Origin of the sequence: Streptomyces griseicoloratus (assembly GCF_014534645.1) — a bacterium.
In the GTDB taxonomy this organism is placed as follows: Bacteria; Actinomycetota; Actinomycetes; order Streptomycetales; family Streptomycetaceae; genus Streptomyces; species Streptomyces griseicoloratus.
In genome coordinates this window covers 1-3123 of sequence record NZ_JACVQF010000033.1, presented here as the reverse complement: position 1 = coordinate 3123, position 3123 = coordinate 1, and the positions used below count along the sequence as shown (strand labels likewise).

At 55.3% G+C, this 3123-nt stretch carries 1 protein-coding gene; it reads right to left on the bottom strand.

Annotation, left to right across the window (positions count from 1 at the left end):
• The coding region (cas13b, locus tag H0H10_RS01090; protein ID WP_188178876.1) for a type VI-B CRISPR-associated RNA-guided ribonuclease Cas13b at window positions 1-3083 on the bottom strand (3083 nt) is incomplete at its 3' end.
• Window positions 3084-3123: the final 40 nt, after the last annotated feature.

Sequence of the window (3123 nt, the reverse complement as noted above, 5' to 3'; positions counted from 1 at the left end):
GGCCCGGATGCTGGGCTGGCTTCCATGCTCGAGCCGGATCCCAGTGTCAGTCTTTCAAGTGGAGGCAGTTGAAGGGATCCATCCTCTTTGGACACGATGTCGCTGCCCACGAGTTCCAGCAGGTTGCCGATCCTCTTGTCGCTAGCCAGCACAAAGAAGTCGCCGTAGTTCTTCAGCTTCATGCCCTCGCTGGTGATGGTGTACTTCTTGCCGCCTTTCTCGAAGGTGAAGCTCATGGGCATGATCTCGCTCAGGATTCCCTTCTCGGCGTCGGGCATGATTTCTTTCAGTTTGAACCTCTCGCCGTCGAAATCGGCCAGTTCGGTCAGGGTCTTTTTGGCCAGCAGAAACAGCAGGGCATCCTGCACTCTGTAGCGCCGGATCACTTTCTCGCTTTTCTGGTACTCGTTCCGGCTGTTGCTCAGCCGCTTATCCAGGATTGTCTCGATCTCTTCGCTGCTGGCGTTTCTCATCTGCCGGTTGCTGCGGATCTTGTTGCTGGCCTGCTTTCTGTACCGCTCTGTTCTGGAGGCCCGCTCTTTCCAGAGGCCTTCTCTCTCTTCCACGCTGGTGAAGCAGTGCTGCAGGGAGCCCTTTCTGTCGTACTCGCCCTTAAGCATGTCCATGTACCGGTAGTTGCGGTTCCACTGGTAGAAGGTCTGGAAGTCGTCGTCCAGCACTCTCTTCATGTACTCGGCGATCAGATAGGTCACGTTGGCATTGTTGAAGTCGATGCCTTCCATCTGTGGCAGGGACTTCAGGTGGGACTTGATCTCATTGTCGAACATCTGTCTGGGCAGTTCCACGGGCAGATCCTCGCTGTAGATTCTGCCCAGGGTCTTCATGGCGGGTGTTTTCCACTTGTTCTGGTCCCGCCGGATGAAGGGCACATCCACTCTGTTGCCTTTCTTGATCTCGTTGGACAGGCCGGTCAGGTAGAACTTCCGCTCGATCAGGTAGCGCTCGTAGAACTCGACGGCATTGGCGGGGATGCTGCGGGCGAACACCTTGTACAGAAATGGATGAGGCTCTGTTGTGCCCTTGCCGATCAGCCGGGCCTTCTCGAACATCAGCTTGAACTGCTGCTTGGCCTCGTAATCGTCGCCGCTATCGTACACGGCAATGGCGCTCTGCATGATCCGGTAGTTCAGGCCGGTGATCTTGTTCTCGCCATCGTTCACGCTGGGCTGAAACAGCACGATGTCCTTGGCCAGGAAGTCGGCCAGCTTGCCTGTGGAGATCTGCTTGAAGCCTCTCTTTCCCATCTTGTTGTCGGCGCTCCGAATGGACTTCCGGTCGTCCTTGAATCTCTTGATTCTCCGCTCGGTGTCGGTCAGCATGTCGTCCACGGTCAGTCTGATGAAGGCGTCCACATCCTTGCCGTGGGCATTGCCGCTGATCAGATCCAGGATCTTCTGAGGCAGGTCGCTCTCGGCGATTCCGAAGCTGGCGATATTCTCGGCGGTCACTTCTTCTTTCTGCATGGCCTGGAACAGTCTCTTGTACCGGTTGTGCACGTCCACGATCAGCTTCTCGGTTTTCTTGCTGCCGAACAGAAACATGTGGAAGGCCATGGCTGGAATTTCCAGGGTGCTCATCCGGCAGCTGGGGATTGTCTTGACCACGTATCTATCATCCTCGATCACGGGCAGCAGTGGGGCGCTGTCCTCTTTGTCGTTGATAAACATCTCGACCTTGTTGTTTTCCAGGATGTAGTGTGTGTAGGTGTCCACGATGTAGGGATAGTTGGCAGGATTGGCGTCGTCCCGCTTCATGTTCTCGAAGTCTCTGATCCGGATGCCGCTGTTGCCGAAGGTGCCGTTCTCTTGCTTCCGCATTGTCTCGGCCTCTTCCAGTCTGCCGAAGCCGTTCAGGGGCTGCTCGATCACTCTGACTCTGGTCTGGCCGTCGATGCAGGTCTTGTCGGCCTTCAGCAGGTATCTCAGCTTGCCCATGTTCACGTGGAACCTGATGTGGTCGAACAGCTTGCCGTAATCGATATACTGCAGCAGCAGAGGCACGAATCTGTCGCTGCTCCGCTTCATCAGCACTTCATTGTGGTCGTCGCTGATGATTCTGAACCGGGACTGCTTCTCGGCAGACAGTGTTGTGAACAGCTCGTCGGGGCACCGCTTCACTTCGTTGAGCATATCCATGGCCACGCTCTTGTTGGACTTCTCGCTGTGGATCCGGTCCTTGGGCAGCTTGATGCTGTTGATGCCGAAGGATCTGATGATGATCCGCCGTTCCTCGCTCTGGGCATTGTAGCTGGAGAAGATGGGCAGCCTGCTCAGAAAGATGTTGATGTACTGCTTGTCCAGGAACAGGCAGATCAGCAGGGCGATTCCCACTCCGCTCAGGTGCAGCTTCTTCTGTGTGTCGCCGTTGTAGTCCTGCAGGCTCAGGAAGAATCCGGTATTCACTTGGGACTTTTTCTTGCCGTAGGCGTCCTTCACGAACTTGAACCGCTTGTCCTGGATGAAGGCCAGGTCCTCTGTCTTGTAGCCGTATCTCTCGTTCATGTTCCGCAGGGCCACTGTGTAGTAGTTGTTGATCATGCCGCTCAGAGGTTGCTCTGTGCTGGTCAGGAACTCGCAGCCGTCGTTCAGCTTTTCCTCGTAGGTCTTGTATGCGTTGGTCAGGTCCCTGTACATCTTCAGCACGCCGAAGGCGCGCTTCAGCACCTCGAAGATGTCGTTGCTGTTCACTTCCACGCGGTTCTGCTTGTACTTGCCGTTGCTGTACTCTCTCTGGTTCTCGGCCATGATCTTCAGGAATGGGAAGTAGCTCTGCAGCCGCTCGATGATGAACATGGTTTTCTCGGGCTGCTTGTCGTAGCCGTTCTTGGCGTTGTACAGGTGGCTCATCACGGGGTGAAACCACAGATTCTCGTTGTTCTCGTTCTGCTCGCCCTCAATATCGGCCACCTTCTGGATGTGGTCCAGCACGGTCTGAGCGTTCAGCATGGCCATCACGCTGTAGGTGCCAAAGTACTTCTTCTGGTTTTCCACCAGAGCGGGGATGTTCACCTTTCTTTTCTTTTTAGGGGATTCGAACTCGGATCCATCGGCGGTGCGCTTCATGGTGGCAAGCTTAAGTTTAAACGCTAGCCAGCTTGGGTCT